Here is a 16,740-nt window from a genome sequence, read left to right on the forward strand (position 1 = left end):
AGTGTGTATGCTTCAGAAAAAATCTTTAAATAAGGTAGGGCAAATAGAGGATGCATTAGCGGTCATCCATGACGGTTCAACGTTGATGTTTGGTGGGTTTGGCGGAATTGGTAACCCACCAACACTTATCCGAGGAATCGTAAACAAGGGCGTGAAGGACTTAACGTTAATTGGAAATGATACAGCCTTTCCAACAATCGGGATTGGCCAATTAATTAAACATAAGCAAGCCAAAAAGGTGATTGCCTCTCATATCGGTTCTAATCCGCTAGCAGGTCAGCAAATGGTAGACGGAGAGCTTGAGGTGGAATTTTCCCCTCAAGGTACGTTAGCAGAACGAATTCGAGCAGGGGGAGTGGGGATCCCTGCTTTTTTAACGGATGTTGGGATTGGAAGTATGGTTGAGGAAGGAAAAGAGAAAATCGTCCTTAACGAAAAAGAATATTTACTCGAAACAGCCTTAAGAGCAGATGTATCAATTGTTTATGCCAAAAAGGCTGATCGATTTGGGAATTTGATTTATGAAACAAGTGCTAGAAATACGAACCCATTAGTCGCAATGGCAGGGACATTCACTATTGCTGAAGTTGAAGAGATCGTCGAAATGGGTGAGCTAGATCCCACAGAAATTATTACACCTGGTATTTTTGTCGATCTCATCATTCAGAGTAAAGGAGTGGATTGGCAATGGGTATGGGAGTAGATATACGAAATCAAATGGCTAAGCGAGCAGCACAAGAAATTAAGTCAGGCATGATTGTGAATTTAGGAATAGGGATTCCCTCACTCGTTGCTAACCATGTCTCTGAAGAAATAGACGTTCTCTTCCATGCTGAAAATGGCGTACTCGGAATGGGGCCATCTCCTCGAAAAGGGTCAGAAGATCCCACTTTATGTAATGCTGCAGGATACCCAGTCACAACGGTGAAAGGGGCTTCTTATTTTGATAGTGCGATCGCGTTTGGAATGATTCGTTCAGGGTACTTAGACATGACTTTTCTTGGCGGACTAGAAGTGAGCGGAAAAGGAGACTTGGCTAATTGGATCGTACCAGGGAAGCGAGTACCCGGTATAGGCGGTGCAATGGAGCTTGCCCAAAAAGCAAAAAAAGTGGTCGTCTTAATGAATCATACAAGTAAAGACGGTCAACCGAAAATTGTCCAAGAATGCACCTTCCCCCTGACAGCCAAACAATGTGTATCGTTAATTATTACGGATATGGCTGTGATTGAAGTAACGGATGATGGGCTCCTTTTAAAAGAAGTGATTTCCCCACATACCATACAAGATGTGCTTGAAGCGACAGGTGTCGAGCTCTTAGTAGCCGAGACGATAAAGACGATTGAAACGTGAAGGGAGGAACGATTATGTCTAAGCAACAAGCTGATGTGAAGAGAAAAATTCAAGCATCGATTCATTCCAAAAAAAATGAAATGATCCAGTTATTGCGTTCATTTGTGCAAGCAGAGAGCACACAAGGCAATGAGCGCTACGCTCAAACGTTAGTGATTGAGACTTTGCAAGAGATGGGGCTGGACGTGGATGTGTGGGAGCCCGATGGAGGAGAGTTAAAAGGTCATCGTTATTTTGCCTCGTCAAGAGAAGAATTTACCGGTAGTCCGAATGTCGTTGGAGTCATGAGAGGAAAAGGAGAGGGGCGTTCCATTATTTTAAATGGACATATCGACGTCGTTCCAGCAGGAGATAAGACGCAGTGGATAGACCATCCATTTAGTGGAATCGTCAAAGAGGGGAAAATGTTTGGCCGTGGCGTAACGGATATGAAGGGGGGGAATGTTGCACTTCTTCTTGCGATACAAGCGATTCAAGCTGCTGGCATCGAATTAAAGGGCGATGTGATTTTTCAAAGTGTGATAGAAGAAGAAAGCGGAGGATGCGGTACCCTAGCAACATTACTTCGAGGCTATAAGGCAGATGCAGCCATCATACCTGAGCCAACGAATATGAAGTTTTTTCCTAAACAGCAAGGCTCGATGTGGTTTAAGGTGCATGTAAAAGGACTTTCTGCGCACGGTGGAACTCGCTATGCAGGTGTAAGTGCGATTGAGAAAAGTCTAGTCGTGGTCGAGCACATTAGAGAGTTAGAGCGTGTTCGAAATGCACGTATTACAGACCCTCTTTATAAAAACATCCCGATTCCGATTCCAATTAATATAGGGAAGATCTATGGGGGAGAATGGCCATCCTCTGTACCTGATTTAGTGACGATTGAAGGAAGGTTTGGTGTATCGCCTGAAGAAACAATTGATGAAGCAAAAGAGGAAATGAAACGATGGCTTGAAGCATTGTGTGAGGCTGATGCGTGGTTTAGCGAGCATCCACCTACATTAGAGTGGTTTGGTGCCAGATGGCTACCGGGTTCGCTTGATCCTGAGCATGCCTTTATGAAGCTACTTAGCGAGAAGTACGAGGATGTGACTGGACGAGAAGCAACGATTGAAGCGTCACCTTGGGGTACTGATGGGGGATTATTAACAGAAATTGGTCAGATTCCTACAATTGTGTTCGGACCAGGAGTTACAGAGAAAGCGCATTTTCCAAATGAATACATTCTGCTTGAGGATATTTTTACTTGTGCTGAAATTATAGCTGAGACCATTATTGAATGGTGTGAAGTATCAAAATAAATCTATCAAGACAGCTTCTTTTCAATCACTCTTAATCTATGCTACGATTTGATGAGTGAATAGAAAAGGAGATCGTGAGTAATAGATGAAACTGATTTCGTGGAATGTTAATGGAATACGCGCCTGTGTGCGTAAAGGTTTTTTGGATTTCTTTCATGAGCAAGCTGCTGATATTGTCTGCTTGCAAGAAACAAAATTGCAAGAGGGTCAGATTGAGCTAGATTTACCAGGGTATCATCAATTTTGGAATTATGCATTGAAAAAAGGGTATTCTGGTACTGCAGTCTTTACAAAAATGAAGCCACTTTCTGTTTGGTACGGGGTGGGAGAGAATAAAGTTGAAGATGAGGGGCGTATCATTACCCTAGAGTTTGATTCATTTTATCTTGTGAACGTTTATACGATTAATGCAAAGCGTGACCTAACTCGCCTGCCCGAGCGCCTTATGTGGGAAGATGCTCTTAGAGGCTATTTACTCCAATTAAATGAAGAAAAACCAGTCATTTATTGTGGCGATTTAAATGTTGCGCACGAGGAAATCGATGTTAAAAATGCTCGCGCAAATAAAGGGAATTCAGGATTCACGGTAGAGGAACGGGGTAAATTGACCACTCTACTACAAACGGGATTTGTTGATAGTTTCAGACACCTGTATCCTCATCAAACGGATTCCTTCACATGGTGGTCGTATATGAGAGATGTACGTGCTAGAAACATTGGATGGCGGATTGATTATTTTATCGTATCGAATCAGCTCGCACATTCGATCAAGGAAGCAAGCATTTATAAAGACGTGATGGGAAGTGACCATTGTCCAATTGGACTTGAGCTGACCACTTAAACAAAATAAGACCTCTCATTAATGAAATGAGAGGTCTTATTATTATGTTAAAGAGACAGTTGGCTGTAAGATGAATTCTTCTACGACCTTAGCAACCCCATCATTCATGTTTGTATCTGTTACGTGGTTGGCGATTGCTTTAATGTCGTCTGGAGCATTCCCCATTGCCACACCTAAGCCTGCAAATTCAAGCATCGATTGATCATTGTAACTATCACCTACAGCAATCACTTCTTCACGTTCAATGCCGAGTGTTTTGATCAGGCTATTTAAGCTCGTTCCTTTTGTGACCCCATCTTCTGTAAACTCTAAGAAATAAGGCTTAGAACGCATGACGCTTAATTGACCTTTAAGTTCCTGTTGCAATTTCTTTTCTACTTCAATTAAACGATCAGAATTGCCAACCATTAATGCTTTTACACATGGTTGATTTACTGACTCAACAAAACGTGCAACCTCAATAACAGGCATTCCGGTGATCTCACCTTCTATTTCTGTATACTGATTATTTGCTTCCGTTATAATTTCCTGACCCATATACGTATGAATGCCAACATCTTCTCTTTTACTTAAATGATAGAGCTCATGAAGTTGACTAGTAGAAAGCGTACTACTATACATTTCCTCATCAGTTTTGCAGTTAATAATCTTCGCTCCGTTAAATGCAAGAATAAAACTTCCATAAGCAGCAAGCTTTAATTCACGTGCAATTTCAAGCATGCCATATGTCGGTCGACCAGAAGCCAACACTACTTTTACCCCGTTTTCTTGTGCTTGCATGAGGGCATTTTTTGTCCGTTCTGAAATGGTATGGTCATCTTGAAGCAAGGTATCATCTAAATCTAGTACGATCATTTTATAAGTCATGTTTAAAATTCCTTTCGTAACTCACTAGTTCTTAACTAATTAACTATAACGGAATAGTAGGGTAGAAGACAAGTGATCGAGAAATAGAGGAATTCGTTTCCACTTATCGAATGTAAGTAGTGAGATCTCATATACATTTAATAAGTGGAGGAACGATCATGAATATCATTACACTAAAGGAAGAACAGTACATCGAGGCTATGCATCTATCAGAATATGCCTTTCAGTATAAAGTCACAGAAGAACGTATCCCTCAGTTGATCGAACGAATGAAAAAACATCAAATCCTCTATGGCATCCTTAATGATCAAAAAGTCGCTGCTAAACTGCATCTTTTGCCACATTACGTGTACCTTCAAGGTGAAAAGTGGAAAATGGGAGGAATAGCTGGTGTTGCTACTTATCCTGAATACCGTCGAAATGGATATGTCAAAGCGCTGCTAAGCCATAGTCTTGAAGCGATGAAATCAAAAGGAATGACGCTATCGATGCTACATCCCTTTGACGTCGCTTTTTACAGGAAGTATGGATGGGAACTCTTTTCGAATCGACTCACAACCACATTAAAAAAGAGCGACCTTAAACGGAAAAGGGAAGTCTATGGCAAGATTAAACGTTGGAGCCCTGAAGGAGAGCACCCGGATCTTTCCGCTATTTATGAAAGATATGCCTCACAATTTTCGGGGATGCTCGTTCGTGATGCTGCTTGGTGGAAGACAGTTGTTAGTGACATGCAAGCGGCAGCATATTACGATGAGAGCGGAATTGCCTCAGGTTTTATGCTGTATGTGATAAAGGATTCAAAAATGACGGTAGAAGAATTTATTCCGCTCCATGCAGAAGCGAGGATTGGCCTTTGGAATTTCATTTGCCAACATGATTCAATGGTGGAAGAAGTAAAATTGATTACCAATGAGCAAGAGCCGTTGTTTTTTTCTTTACTTGAACCGAGGGTTGAGAGCGATGTAAAACCCTATTTTATGGTGAGAATTGTAGATGTTGAAGCGTTTCTTCAAAAGTTCTCATTCAAGCTTGAGTCATTAAATGAACCATTAAGAGTGAGCGTGACAGATTCGTTTGCACAATGGACTAACAAAACATTTGTCTTTTCCAATCACGGAATAGAGGAAACAGAAGAAGAAGCTGACATCCACATCTCGATTCAACACCTTGCGACGATTTGTTTCGGTTACAAGCGCCCAGCCCAACTAGTAGAAGTAGGCTTAATGGAAGGAAATGACCAAACAATAGAGCAGCTAGATACATTAATTCCTCATACTCAATCCTTTTTCTACGATTTCTTTTAGAATAGAAGAAAGCGAACCTGATTGATGCAGGTTCGCTTTTATACTAGTAAAAAAAGCGATGATCATACTCTCCATCAGGGTAGATCGTTCCACTATCTCTTTTACCATTCCCATATGTGACATCAAGTGTGATTTCATAAATATTCGCATCATCTAACTGCAAAGACCAGTGATCATAGTTCCCGTGTGTTTGTTTTTCTAAAGGAACTTTGATCACTTCTCCATCTCCGAAATCTACAATGGCTATTGCTTCTCTTACTTTGAAATAATCAGGTTGCTCATTTAATTGACTGAACGTCGCTTCGTAGGAAGTAATAGCATCTGTAGAATCTTGTGTGTAAGCATTGCTCTCAAATCGTAGTGGTTGATGAGAATAGGCATCTATAGGAAGGTATTCAATACCAGAACTACGTGCTATATTGCCTTTAGACATGATTTGATATTCATACTCTTCATTTGAGTCCACTTCGATCGTTGCTTCATAATGAAGACCTTCGTGGTTAATAGCGTCAAAAGTGTTCCATTCAGAATCATCAAGTTTCCTCGTTAACAGAAAGACTGACGCGTCCGTTTCAATTTCATTAAATGACCATGTTAACGTCACATTAAATGGAGCTTCATAAACTTCGGGGTACCTTGTTGAAAAATCAATATGTCCTATCAATTGATTAGCAACTTGAAGGGAATGGACTTCTGAGAATAATTGGGACATAGTTGAATCTACCCCCATCACTTGATGGTGCATATTCTCCATTTCATTTTTCAACGAGTGAAATTGACTCATCTGAATGATGATTAAGACTAGTGAGACACCTACCATGAATCCTAACGTATAGAGGAGCTTTCTAACCTTCATTGATTTTATCCCCTTTGAAAATACCTCTTTTTTCCAATTAGTATATTCTCAAACAGGAGAATCAACAATGAATATCATTCGACAAAAAACGCAAGCAGCTAATCTACTTGCGTTTTTTGAGATTTTCCATTTCTTCAGTCACGACAAAAGCTAAATCCTCATTCCCGAATAAAGACAGAACGCCTAATAATGTGTCATCAGGAATCTCTCCAGCTTCTTCTTTTGGGACGGTTAAATCAAGTGCTTGCTTTAATGATGGATTTTCAGCTTGTGTAGGGTAGGCACGTTGATAGAGCTCCGCGGGTTCGAGATTATGGTTGATACACCACTGAGCAAATACAAGAATCATCATTTGTTCATCTTGTTTAAATTGTCCGATGATTTTTTCCTCTAACTCTTTTTTGTCCATGTAACATGCTCCTTCAATGATAAGTATGTTGCTAGTATAACGAAAGAAATGATAATTGCCCATACAGAACTATTGAAGAATAGATTAAAGCTTCTATTGTTTTTTACGAAGTTCTTTCATTGGGTAAAATGTGCCTCTCCATACAATTCCTCCACGTATGAATGTAAGACATGCAGCACGACTAATGCAATAAATAAAAAGGAGGGCGGTGATTGGCAGTACAGGTAATGATTTCAGCGCTCCTTTTGTCATCTTCTGCACCGTTTGTACATACACAAGCCCTATTAACACGATGGCTGCCAGTGATAGAAAGCGATTGATCCCTTCAGATAGAAAGATTGTTATAAAAGGGAGCACATGAGTAACAAACACGCCACTTATTGCTAAAAGAACCATGGAGTAGCGGTAATAAAGACCCGCTACTGTGTTCTTCTCTAAGCCGATAAAGGCTTCCCGCAACGTAGAGTACCATTCCACTTCTAAATGTTCTAATGCAGTAGCCATTCTTTGCTTGAATCCGTTTTGTTTAAGGAGGACTCCAAGCATTAAATCATCATCTGGTCGTTCTTTTATCGCAAGGTGAGTTCCTACAGCTTCATAAGCATTACGCCGTACAAGATTAAAAGCACCAATGCCAATGGCTGAGTTACTCTTATCAACATTTGCCATCCACGGTCGTTTGAAAAAAGAAAATCCAAATAAGAAAAATGAAATAAATGCTTTAGGCCAAAATCGTTTCACATTCATATTAGGGGCTAGCGTAAGATGATCGAGTTTATGTTGGAGAGTATACCTGATTGCTTTTTCAATCGTATCAGGGTGGTACATAATATCAGCATCTGTAAACAAAAGATATTCGCCAGTTGCTTTAAGGGAACCTTTATATAGGGCATGATTTTTACCTAGCCAACCAGCTTCTAATTCTTCTATATGTATGGCTTGTACTCTTTGATCTTGAAGGGATAGGGCATCGGTTAATTGTCCTGTTGAGTCAGTAGAACGATCGTTGACAATAATCCAATCAAGATTAGTGTAGGTTTGATTTAATTGAGAGGTTATACTCTTTGATATTGATTTTTCTTCGTTTCTAGCAGCTACGATTATAGAGATTAATGGTGTTTCACTTGAAGTCATTCGCACATTTTCCAGTCGTTCAATTTTCTTCATACCTATAAGGGCATCAAACAAAATAACAAGCCAAAAAAGGCAAACCAGAAGTAATAACCACATAAGCATCGATGAAGCACTCCCTTTCAATCCTTATCATAGCTTGTTTCCAATCAGAACAAAAGCAAGAGGGTTATGTCTTTTAATCATAGAAAAAAACGAGGGGAGCCCCTCGCTTTTTTTAGCGACCAATGAACATTTGCGTCCAGTAATGACCGTATGAACCTCCTTTTGCATAGCCTACACCGATATGTGTGTAATTGGATGAAAGGATGTTTTGACGGTGACCTGTACTGTTCATCCAAGCATTGAATACAGCTTGAGCTGACGTTTGACCAGCTGCAATATTCTCCCCTGACGCGCGGTATGTAATACCAAAATTACGAATCATTTGATGAGGACTTCCGTATGTGGGTGAATTGTGATTGAAGTAGTTTTTATCACGCATGTCTTCAGATTTAAATCTAGCAACGCGTGCTAATTCCCACTCACTTTTAAGAGGTTGTAAACCATGTTTTGCACGTTCTTGGTTTACTAGACGAACCACTTCTTCTTCCATCGAACCATAGCTACTTGCGCTAGGAATCGTTAGACGCTGACCTGGATAGATCATATTAGGATTTGATACTTGTGGGTTTGCTTGAATGATTTCACTAACGCCAACTTGGTAGCGAACCGCAATCTTCCACATTGTATCTCCTTGTGAAACAGTATGAGAAGTAGAAGCTTCTGCATCTGTACCACCAAAACCAAAGACTAAAGCAACGGACAATAAAAAGAGTGAGGTAAATCGTTTGAAATGTCTCATAAATCTATAATAAGTAGGTATACTATGTAAGTATAGCGGTAATTGCTACCTTTCTAGGTTGATAGTTGGCTAGCTTGCTAGGATTAACAAGAAAATTAGGTCTATAGATGACCTAAAATAGGTTATGCCAATAGCTTTATGAGAATAGTATGGGTTTATAATTGTACTACATGTCATTACTTAGGAAGAAACTCCTTTCTTCACTTTAAAAATAAGGAGTTTTTTGTAGAATCAGCAGGAAATTCCTGTGCGGTATGGAATCTATCTAGTATGAGTAGGGAAAATGTTCACAGGAAAGTTTGCTAGGTATTTAGCAGAGTTTGGTATGAAAGCGTTTTTATAAAGGGGTGGTTATCAATGTCAACAGCAACATTTCTTAAAGAAGAACATGCTATTTTCAGAAAATCAGTTCGCAGCTTTCTTGAAAAAGAAGTGAAACCCCATTATGAAAAATGGGAGAAAGACGGTTTGATCCCAAGAGACTTATGGAACAAATTAGGCCAACAAGGATTATTATGTCCATGGCTGCCAGAAGAATTTGGCGGGGGAGAAGCTGACTTTGGGTATTCTTTTGTTTTAATCGAAGAGTTAGAACGAGTGGGATCAAGCTTAGTTGGCGTTCCACTACATAATGATGTTGTTGTCCCGTATTTGTGGCATTATGGGTCAACGGAACAAAAGAAGAGATGGTTACCTTCCTGCACATCAGGTAAAAGTGTATCAGCGATTGGGATGACAGAACCAGGCACTGGATCTGATCTAGCAGCGATTAAAACAACGGCTATTTTAGACGGCGACTCCTATGTAGTAAACGGTTCTAAAACATTTATTTCAAATGGCTTGCATGGAGATTTATTTGTGGTTGTGTGTAAGACTGACCCCAAAGCCCAACCTGCCCATAAAGGAATCAGCTTATTAGTGATAGAAGCAGATACACCAGGTTTTACAAAAGGAAAAAAGCTAGATAAAGTCGGTCTTCGTTCACAAGATACGATTGAACTATCGTTTGAAGATGTACGGGTTCCTAAAGCTAATTTATTAGGTGAAGCTGGGAGAGGTTTCTATTATTTAATGGAACAATTACAACAAGAGCGATTGATTGTCGCGATTGCTGCGATTGTCTCGGCAGAACGAACGCTAGAATTAACACTAGACTACGTAAAAGAGCGAAAAGCATTTGGGCAACCTATAGGAAGTTTTCAACATAATCAATTCACGTTAGTAGAACTAGCAACAAAAGTAGAAATCGGTCGTACTTTCCTCAATTCACTTGTAGAAAGACATATAAATCAAGAAGAGGTCGTGAAGGAAGTATCCATGGCAAAGTATTGGCTCACAGATTTAGCAAAAGAAGTCGTTAGCTCATGCGTTCAATTACATGGAGGCTATGGATATATGGAAGAATACGAGGTAGCTAGAAGGTCGCGTGATATTCCTGTTTCAGCGATTTATGCCGGTACGAACGAAATCATGAAGTCCATTATTGCCAAAAAGATGGGGTTGTGATGATGAAGCATATGCTCGACTCAATTCAAGTGATTGATTTTACGAATTACCTTCCTGGACCTTATGCCACACTGCGACTCGGTAACATGGGGGCAACGATCACGAAAATTGAACCACCAAATGGAGATCCAGCTCGTCATTTATCAACGATGCATGAAGGCGAGGGAGTCATCTACTCTGCTACAAATTGGAATAAGCAATCGACCCATCTAAACTTAAAAGATAAAGCCGATCAAGATAAAGTAATGAAAATGATTGAACAGGCGGATGTGGTGATTGAATCGTATCGACCTGGAGTTATGGAGAAATTCGGTCTTAGTTATGAGCAAGTAAAGAAAGTGAATCGAACCATTATCTATTGTTCGATTTCAGGCTATGGCCAAGAGACGCAGCATAAAAAAGGGTTAGGGAGTCATGACATTAATTATATGGCTGAAACAGGCTTCCTCTCTTTATTAACGGATAAAGAAGGTAGACCGATTCATCCGAAAATCCAATTTGCTGACTATATAGGTGGCATGTATGCGAGCGAACAAATCCTCGCTGCTCTAGTTAACAGGGGACTTACGAATAAAGGTTGCTATATAGATATTAGTTTAACGGATCCCCTCCATGCGATGCTTGGTGCACATGATTTAATTCACAGAGAAACAAGACGTTCTGATGGTTTAGACGAACTGAACGGTCAGTACGTTTGCTATTCCATTTATGAAACAAAAGATGGGCGTTTTATGGCGTTAGGCGCTTTAGAAGAGAAGTTTTGGAATCATTTATGTATAGAAGTTGACCAGCCAAACTGGCTATCAAAAGGCCAAGACCGTCACGACGATGAAGATTCCATTTCTACTGAGGTTATTGAGCTCTTTAAAAGTAGAACCTTCGACGAGTGGTGTGAGTTTAGTTTAAGGGTTGATTGTTGCCTTGCGCCTGTTTATACAACGGCTGAAGGAATTGAAGCTCCACTTCTACAAGAAAGAGGATTAATGGAGCGATTATCAGATAATTGTACAAGAGTTAGAACGACACCAACACAAACGTTTAAAAGGGAGGAACGATTCATATGAGAGAAGTTGTGATTGTAGAAGCCGTCAGAACACCGCTTGGGAAGAGAAAGGGAGCTTATTCATCTATTCGAGCGGATGAATTACTCGCTCTTCCACTAAAGGAATTAGTAGACCGAACAAAAATCGATTCAGGCATCATTGAAGATGTGATTGCAGGGTGTGTCTCACAAGTTGGAGAGCAAGCCCCAGATATTGCACGAGCTGCAGCCTTGATCGCTGGATACCCGATCGAAGTACCGGGTGTGACAATTGATCGTCAATGTGGTTCGAGTCAACAAGCTGTTCATTTTGCCGCTCAAGCGATTGCGAGTGGAGATATGGACGTCGTGGTCGCAGCAGGGGTTGAGCATATGACACGTGTGCCGATGTTTTCAAATACACAAGGAACGACATACAGTCAGAAGCTAAGCGACCAATATGAACTCTTGCATCAAGGGATGTCTGCTGAGCGAATGGTAGAAAAGTGGGGATTAACAAAAGAAGAATTAGATCAATTCTCGCTTCAGAGTCATCAAAAAGCGGTTCAAGCATGGGAAGCAGGTCACTTTGAAAGAGAAGTAATGCCTGTTCAATATACTGGAGAAGATGGGACTGAGATTCATTTATCAAAGGATGAGGGACCACGTGCTGCTACGACGATCGAAGCTCTTCAATCGCTGAAAACTGTTTTTAAAGAAGATGGGACGATCACAGCCGGAAATGCAAGTCAAATGAGTGACGGAGCAGCGGCGATCTTATTAATGTCGAGAGAGAAAGCAGAGGCACTAGGCCTCAAACCGCGTTGTCGCGTTATTGCAAGAAGTGTTGTTGGATCTGATCCGACGTTAATGCTAACAGGGCCGATTCCCGCGACTGAAAAAGTCCTTCAGAAAGCAGGTTTAACGATTGAAGACATCGATCTCTATGAAGTGAACGAAGCATTTGCCCCGGTTCCTCTTATTTGGGCAAAAGAAGTAGGGGCTGATCCAAAAAAATTAAATCCTAATGGTGGTGCGATTGCGCTTGGACATCCACTAGGAGCAAGTGGTGCCCGTGTGATGATCACGTTAATGCACGAGCTTGAGCGCACAGGTAAACGATATGGCCTGCAAGCAATTTGTGAAGGATTCGGTATGGCAAATGCAACGATCATTGAGAGACTGGAATAGGGAGGAGCAGATTAATGAGAATTAAAAATAAAACCTTTCTTGTAACAGGTGGTTCTTCTGGTCTTGGGGAAGCGACAGTTCGAATGATTGTTAAAAACGGTGGGAATGCTGTGATCGTTGATCTTGATGAGCAAAAAGGAACGGAGCTTATCAATGAACTAGGTGATCAAGTTGCTTTTATCCAAACGGATGTGACGAATGATGTGGATGCTAAGAAAGCAGTGGATCATGCTGTGGCTAGCTTTCAAGCAGTTCATGGATTGATCAATTGCGCAGGAATCGGTATTGCCAAAAAAGTAATAGGGAAGAGTGGCATTCATGGAATTGAAACGTTTAAGAAAGTAATGAATGTAAATCTAATCGGTAGCTTTTCGATGATCCAACACGTAACGGAGGTTATGAAAGACAATGAACCTAATCGGGAAGGGGAGCGTGGCATCATAGTCAATACTGCATCAGTTGCCGCATTTGATGGACAGATCGGGCAAGCAGCCTATGCGGCGTCAAAGGGTGGAATCGTCAGTATGACCTTACCGCTTGCTAGAGAGTTAGCCTCTCATGGCATCCGCGTGATGAGCATTGCCCCTGGTATTTTTGAGACACCGATGTTTGCGACCTTACCAGATGCTGCACGTGAATCACTAGGTAAAATGACCCCATTCCCGAAACGACTCGGGCAGCCAACAGAATATGCCCAGCTAGTGGAACAAATCATGGTGAACCCGATGCTAAATGGAGAAGTAATTCGGCTAGATGGAGCGATTCGCATGCAAATGAAATAAGCCTCAGTAATGGTAGAGTGCAAGCACACTCTACCATTTTATTTTCACTAATTCTTCAATTTACATAGAAAAGTCTTATATTCAAATGGAAGAGAATGGTGTAAGATAGAAAAAGTTTAGGTCTTATGTATTGTGTATTTTGTAGGTTTGTTGATAATTAGGATGGATATAAGGGGAGAAACGGACGTTGAAACAGCTATTCAGACATAGAAAAAAACAAATGGATACATTAGAAGCTTTGGTTGAACCAACTCTAGATGAAGTGAAGATTGATGTGTCAGAGGAAGTTGCCCTTCAATTAAGGTTGATTGATTTAAATAAGGAAGATCTTGTTCGCATAAAAATGATTCAACCGTTGATTCATGATCATATTGACGAGATTGTTGACAATTTTTATAAAAATCTTTATAGAAATCCTACACTGACAACGATTATTAAAGATCATAGCACGGTGGATCGTTTAAAGAGAACGCTCACAAAGCATATTGAAGAAATGTTTGCTGGAACGATTGATGCAGCTTTCGTCGAACAAAGAAACCGAATTGCCCACGCTCACGTCGTCATCGGTCTTGAACCGAAATGGTATATGTGTGCGTTTCAGGATTTATTTTTATCAATCACAACCATGCTTAAAGAGCACTCAACAAATCCAACTCAATGTTTAGATGCGATTTTATCTGTTTCTAAAATTTTAAACATTGAACAACAGCTTGTTTTAGAAGCATATGAAAATGAGAACGAACGGAACCGTCAAAAAGAGATAGAAGAACGACACAATTTACAAGCAAAAGTAAATGTGACCGCCGAAGAATTAGCTGCGATTTCAGAGGAAACAAGTGCTTCAATTGATGAATTGAAAACAAAATCTGAAGATGTTCATCGCTACAGCACAGAAGGAACGAGCGCATCCATTCAAGTCGAGTCATTATCTAAAGAAGGTAAAGAAAAACTCCAAGAACAATACCTAAAAGTAAAAGAAATTGATCAGAACATGGAGAAAATCTCGAGTGAAATGGAATTACTTAAAGATGTGTCTGAGAAAATCAACGATATTGTTAGCCTAGTTCAGTCGATTGCTGATCAGACCAATTTGCTTGCATTAAATGCAGCAATTGAAGCAGCACGAGCTGGTGAAATGGGGAAAGGGTTCTCAGTCGTTGCCAGTGAAGTGAGAAAGCTTGCTGAACAAACAAAAGCTTCAGTAAGTGAAGTTTCAGGTTTAATTGTTTCCACGAAAGAACGGATTGGCTCTGTTTCTTCATATGTGTCAGAAATAGATGATCTCGTTAAAAATAGTGCCAATGGATTGTCTAGTACTAATGAATTTTTTGATCGAATTGTTCACCAAACAGAAACGGCAAAAGAACAAAATGGAAATGTTGCCGTAGAGATCAAAAAGATTGCCCTTGTTATAGAAGAAATTAATGACGCGGTCTATCAACTGGCTACAACAGCAAATGAATTAAACTTAATAACAAATCATCTTGATTAAGCGAAAACTCTTCTAAAGTGTATTCTTTAGAAGAGTTTTTTTCTTCTGATTCTTAATCAAATTTTAATATTTATTATGTATAGTAGGATCAAATCAAAAAGAGGGTGAAAAGATGAAGACAATGACTTTGCTAACGTCTGCTTTGGTAGGAAGTTCGTAGTTGGGAATATCAAAGAAATGGAGTTAGATAAATTAACTGAATTCAAGATTAAAACAATTCAGGCAGCCAACCCAGCTGCTTTCACTCAAAAGGTAAAAGAAGAGTTTTCAAAGACAATTGATCATATAGAAAAAGCTGTTATTATTGGATTAATGGATGAACCTGCAGAAGAATACAAGATCACAGCAGCAAACTGGATTTCGCATATGAATGAGTCACTTCTAAATATAAGCAGTGATGGGATTCCAGAAGAAACAACAGAGGCGTTGGCTTTACGTGAGGGTAGAGCTAAAATGTATGTTCTAGGCTCAGAGAACGTGATCAGAGACGAAGTGATAGGTGAGCTTAATGAGTACGGGGAAGTAGAACGAATTGAAGGTAATAATGCAGTAAGTCAATCGATTGCAATGGCATCTTACAAAGATGACAGTACAGATTTTGGCTGGGGTATAACTGAACCGGGGCATGGTTTTGTATTTGCATCAACTGCATCACCAGAACTTGCGATTACGGCTGCTCCTTTTGCCCATTTAGGAAAACATGCTCCGTTGATATGGCTTGATGAAGGGCAAATGACAGATGATCTATATCAATATTTAGCAAAAGTGAAGCCAGTTTTTCATCATGATCCAACAGAAGGACCTTATAATCATGGATATGTTCTAGGTGAGTTTGATACAATATCATTTAAAACACAAGGAATACTAGATGAAAAGCTAGAGATTGTCTCGGCTGATGGAGACGGTCATGGTAATCATTAATTAAAGGAGAATATGATGAAAAAATGGTTTTTAGCAGGAGTAGGTTTAGTAAGTATCCTCGCAGGATGTTCAGAAGCAGGAAATGAAGTGGAAGGTTTTTCTCACATACATGGGCTAGAATATGCTCACAATGAAGATGCATTCTATATAGCGACTCATCATGGATTAATTAAACATACCCAAGGGAAATGGATCAATGTAAATAGTGAGAAGGAGCAGCATGATTTTATGGGCTTTACGATCATTGATGAAGATACGATGCTCTCAAGCGGACACCCGAGTCATGCATCTGATTTAGAAGATCCTCTCGGGTTGATGAAGAGTACAGATTCAGGTGAAACATGGGAGCCGATTTCTTTATATACGGAAGTAGATTTTCATCTCCTACATGCAAATAAAGGCGATACAAATCAAATCTATGCCATAGATGCCTATCATTCACACTTCTATCATTCTGAAGACGGTGGTTATACTTGGGTGCAGGTTGAAACAGAAGGGCTACCTGAACCAATCGGGCAAACGTACAGTTTAACGTCTCATCCGCAATTTCCTAGTCACGTACTTGCAGGTACAGAAGAAGGAGTGTATCTTTCTCTCGATAGCGGAAGAACATGGGAATCAATGGAAAGTGAATCAACCGCCACAGCTCTTGAATCACTCAATGGAGAAACCGAAGAGTTAATTGGTTATTTCGTAGGAGAATTAGAAGGCTTATATTATAGTACAGATTTTGGTCAAACATGGGAGTCATTGGACTTCACTTTAGAGAATGACATGATTTCCTACATTAGTCAGAACCCTGATCAAGAAAAAGAGATCATTTTAGGTTCGATGCAAGAAGCGATTTATCATACGAATGATTTAGGGGACTCATGGTCGAAGTTAGCTGAAAATGGGAATATTAATCAATAACGAAGCCTAAAA

General features: G+C 40.1%; 17 protein-coding genes. 12 read left to right on the forward strand and 5 right to left on the reverse strand.

Going from position 1 to position 16,740, the window contains the following annotated elements:
- Positions 1 to 7 precede the first annotated feature (7 nt).
- The 4 genes from AB3N04_RS20075 (at position 8) to AB3N04_RS20090 (ending at position 3,489) form a co-directional block, all read left to right on the forward strand.
- The gene (locus AB3N04_RS20075) at positions 8 to 703 is read left to right on the forward strand and encodes a CoA transferase subunit A (protein ID WP_368504318.1); all 696 of its coding nucleotides are present in this window, start codon (positions 8 to 10) and stop codon (positions 701 to 703) included.
- The gene (locus AB3N04_RS20080; protein ID WP_368504319.1) at positions 688 to 1,353 is read left to right on the forward strand and encodes a 3-oxoacid CoA-transferase subunit B; all 666 of its coding nucleotides are present in this window, start codon (positions 688 to 690) and stop codon (positions 1,351 to 1,353) included. Before AB3N04_RS20075 ends, AB3N04_RS20080 begins: the two co-directional genes overlap by 16 nt.
- 14 nt (positions 1,354 to 1,367) lie before the next feature.
- Positions 1,368 to 2,648, forward strand: coding sequence for a peptidase (locus AB3N04_RS20085; protein ID WP_368504320.1), 1,281 nt, complete (start codon positions 1,368 to 1,370; stop codon positions 2,646 to 2,648).
- 85 nt (positions 2,649 to 2,733) lie between these two features.
- Positions 2,734 to 3,489: an exodeoxyribonuclease III gene (locus tag AB3N04_RS20090; RefSeq protein WP_368504321.1), complete on the forward strand. Its 756-nt coding sequence runs from the start codon at positions 2,734 to 2,736 to the stop codon at positions 3,487 to 3,489.
- 42 nt (positions 3,490 to 3,531) lie between these two features.
- On the opposite strand, the gene AB3N04_RS20095 is transcribed toward AB3N04_RS20090, so the two are convergent.
- On the reverse strand, positions 3,532 to 4,356 hold the full coding sequence (locus AB3N04_RS20095) for a Cof-type HAD-IIB family hydrolase (protein ID WP_368504322.1): 825 nt from the start codon (positions 4,354 to 4,356) through the stop codon (positions 3,532 to 3,534).
- Between the two features lie 158 nt (positions 4,357 to 4,514).
- Between AB3N04_RS20095 and eis the strand changes: the two genes are divergently transcribed.
- Complete coding sequence (gene eis / locus AB3N04_RS20100) at positions 4,515 to 5,663, forward strand: enhanced intracellular survival protein Eis (protein ID WP_368504323.1); 1,149 nt, start codon at positions 4,515 to 4,517, stop codon at positions 5,661 to 5,663.
- Positions 5,664 to 5,706: 43 nt separating this feature from the next.
- Here eis and AB3N04_RS20105 read toward each other — a convergent pair whose 3' ends face one another.
- The 4 genes from AB3N04_RS20105 to safA all read right to left on the reverse strand — a co-directional run bounded on the left by AB3N04_RS20105 (position 5,707) and on the right by safA (position 8,903).
- Positions 5,707 to 6,519 carry a hypothetical protein gene (locus AB3N04_RS20105; RefSeq protein WP_368504324.1) on the reverse strand — a complete coding sequence of 271 codons (813 nt, stop codon included), beginning with the start codon at positions 6,517 to 6,519 and terminating at the stop codon, positions 5,707 to 5,709.
- A 103-nt stretch (positions 6,520 to 6,622) separates the two neighbouring features.
- Positions 6,623 to 6,928, reverse strand: coding sequence for a hypothetical protein (locus tag AB3N04_RS20110; RefSeq protein WP_368504325.1), 306 nt, complete (start codon positions 6,926 to 6,928; stop codon positions 6,623 to 6,625).
- 93 nt (positions 6,929 to 7,021) lie between these two features.
- Positions 7,022 to 8,164 carry a glycosyltransferase family 2 protein gene (locus AB3N04_RS20115; protein ID WP_368504326.1) on the reverse strand — a complete coding sequence of 381 codons (1,143 nt, stop codon included), beginning with the start codon at positions 8,162 to 8,164 and terminating at the stop codon, positions 7,022 to 7,024.
- Between the two features lie 112 nt (positions 8,165 to 8,276).
- Complete coding sequence (safA, locus tag AB3N04_RS20120; RefSeq protein ID WP_368504327.1) at positions 8,277 to 8,903, reverse strand: SafA/ExsA family spore coat assembly protein; 627 nt, start codon at positions 8,901 to 8,903, stop codon at positions 8,277 to 8,279.
- A gap of 357 nt (positions 8,904 to 9,260) precedes the next feature.
- On the opposite strand from safA, the gene AB3N04_RS20125 reads away from it, so the two are divergent.
- The 7 genes from AB3N04_RS20125 (at position 9,261) to AB3N04_RS20155 (ending at position 16,728) form a co-directional block, all read left to right on the forward strand.
- Complete coding sequence (locus tag AB3N04_RS20125) at positions 9,261 to 10,409, forward strand: acyl-CoA dehydrogenase family protein (RefSeq protein ID WP_368504328.1); 1,149 nt, start codon at positions 9,261 to 9,263, stop codon at positions 10,407 to 10,409.
- Positions 10,409 to 11,473: a CaiB/BaiF CoA transferase family protein gene (locus AB3N04_RS20130; RefSeq protein ID WP_368504329.1), complete on the forward strand. Its 1,065-nt coding sequence runs from the start codon at positions 10,409 to 10,411 to the stop codon at positions 11,471 to 11,473. The genes AB3N04_RS20125 and AB3N04_RS20130 overlap by 1 nt, the downstream gene beginning before the upstream one ends.
- Positions 11,470 to 12,621: an acetyl-CoA C-acyltransferase gene (locus AB3N04_RS20135; protein WP_368504330.1), complete on the forward strand. Its 1,152-nt coding sequence runs from the start codon at positions 11,470 to 11,472 to the stop codon at positions 12,619 to 12,621. The genes AB3N04_RS20130 and AB3N04_RS20135 overlap by 4 nt, the downstream gene beginning before the upstream one ends.
- Positions 12,622 to 12,635: 14 nt before the next feature.
- Positions 12,636 to 13,403: a 3-hydroxyacyl-CoA dehydrogenase gene (locus AB3N04_RS20140; protein WP_368504331.1), complete on the forward strand. Its 768-nt coding sequence runs from the start codon at positions 12,636 to 12,638 to the stop codon at positions 13,401 to 13,403.
- Between the two features lie 187 nt (positions 13,404 to 13,590).
- Positions 13,591 to 14,895: a protoglobin domain-containing protein gene (locus AB3N04_RS20145; RefSeq protein ID WP_368504332.1), complete on the forward strand. Its 1,305-nt coding sequence runs from the start codon at positions 13,591 to 13,593 to the stop codon at positions 14,893 to 14,895.
- A gap of 177 nt (positions 14,896 to 15,072) precedes the next feature.
- Positions 15,073 to 15,816, forward strand: a complete 744-nt coding sequence (locus tag AB3N04_RS20150; protein ID WP_368504333.1) for a hypothetical protein — start codon at positions 15,073 to 15,075, stop codon at positions 15,814 to 15,816.
- A gap of 15 nt (positions 15,817 to 15,831) precedes the next feature.
- Entirely contained in the window at positions 15,832 to 16,728 is an 897-nt protein-coding gene (locus tag AB3N04_RS20155) for a F510_1955 family glycosylhydrolase (protein WP_368504334.1), read from the forward strand.
- Positions 16,729 to 16,740: the final 12 nt, after the last annotated feature.

Source organism: Alkalihalophilus sp. As8PL, from assembly GCF_040939795.1.
Lineage (GTDB): Bacteria > Bacillota > Bacilli > Bacillales > Bacillaceae_D > Alkalihalophilus > Alkalihalophilus lindianensis.